The organism is Dyadobacter jejuensis, assembly GCF_003149085.1.
GTDB lineage: Bacteria > Bacteroidota > Bacteroidia > Cytophagales > Spirosomataceae > Dyadobacter > Dyadobacter jejuensis.
Genome location: NZ_QGDT01000062.1, coordinates 1 through 1,333, shown reverse-complemented (window position 1 = coordinate 1,333; position 1,333 = coordinate 1). Strand labels below are relative to the sequence as shown.

The following is a 1,333-nucleotide window of genomic DNA, read 5'->3' as shown; positions in this document are numbered from 1 at the left end:
GATGATGGCGGTTCGCGTAGTGCCTACCAACGCCTGGACAAAGTCGAATCCAAGGCAGGCCGCGTCGTGATCATTCCCCTTCAGGGTGCTATGTCGCGTAATGGAGATTACTGCTCCTGGGGCACTTCTCATATTTCTTCTTGGCTGTTGGAGGCCTATACCGATCCTAATGTGGCCGGGGTGATCCTGGAAACCAATTCGGGTGGTGGTGCTGTGGATGGTACTGAGCTTCTGGCCGAGACCATTCGTCAGCGCACTAAACCCGTTGTGGGCTATGTGACGGGCATGGCCGCCAGTGCCGCTTACTGGGCCATCAGTCAGTGCGACGAGATCGTAATGGAAAGCGCTGCTGCCTCCGAGGTCGGATCCATTGGCATTATAGCCATGCACGTAGATATGACCCAGGCCTATGAGAAAGCCGGCTTCAAAGTAACCATTATCCGCTCCCAGGGATCAGAGGAAAAGGCCCTTTTTAACTCTTCCGAGCCCCTTACAGAAGAAATCAAAGCTACCGTACAAGCCGAGATGGCACCCATTAAGGATGCCTTTATTAAACAAGTCGTTACGGCTCGTCCTGGGATGACCAAGGAGCTAACAAAAGGTGGAATGTACAACGGAAAACAAGCCGTTAAAAATGGCATGGCCGACTCGATTGGCTATATGGGTGATGCCATCGCCCGGCTAGTCAAATTACAAAGCAACTATTAACTTTTCTATATATGAAACACGCATGGAAATCCCTCAAGGCCCTATTGGCGTCTGATCTGGAGGATGAATCGGATGAGCCTACTCCAAAAGGAGCCGCTAAGAAATCACCGGATAAAAAGGAGGAATCCGATGGTGAGGAAGAGTCGGACGAAGAAGAAAAAGACGACAAGGACAAAAAGTCCGGATCCACCCAAAAGAAGGAAGCTGGAAAGGACGACGATAAGCAAGCCGATGCCGTAGGTAGCGTTCGCCTAGCTCTGGACGATTACAATGGCCTTTTGGCTATGGCAACTTCAGCGAAGGAGGCCAAAGCTGAGAACAAGGTCCTAAAGGGCAAAGCCGATAAGTGGGACGCCTACCAGGCCGCTCTTGCTGGGGGTAAGCCTGGAGCCGATTCTGCTGGTGCTGAAGCTGCAGTAGAAGTGGAAGAAGGCAAGGATCCTTATGCAGGGCTTCGCCAGAAATACCCCAAGCTGATGGAAGATTGCTAAACGCTAACTAACAGCAAATTATTAATTCAAGAATCACATTTAAATTATCTATTAGCTATGGCAGGTGTTGTTGATGTGTCGGCATTGTCCGAAAATCTCACCAAAGACAAAAAGGATTATGAAAAAATCTTTGG

2 protein-coding genes are annotated in these 1,333 nt (G+C 49.7%); both read left to right on the top strand.

Annotated elements, in window-relative coordinates; translation table 11 throughout:
- On the top strand, window positions 1-708 hold a 708-nt coding region (locus CLV98_RS23240), incomplete at its 5' end, for a S49 family peptidase (protein ID WP_146202359.1).
- An 11-nt stretch (window positions 709-719) separates the two neighbouring features.
- On the top strand, window positions 720-1,199 hold the full coding sequence (locus CLV98_RS23235; protein WP_109678525.1) for a hypothetical protein: 480 nt from the start codon (window positions 720-722) through the stop codon (window positions 1,197-1,199).
- The last annotated feature ends 134 nt before the right edge of the window (window positions 1,200-1,333 follow it).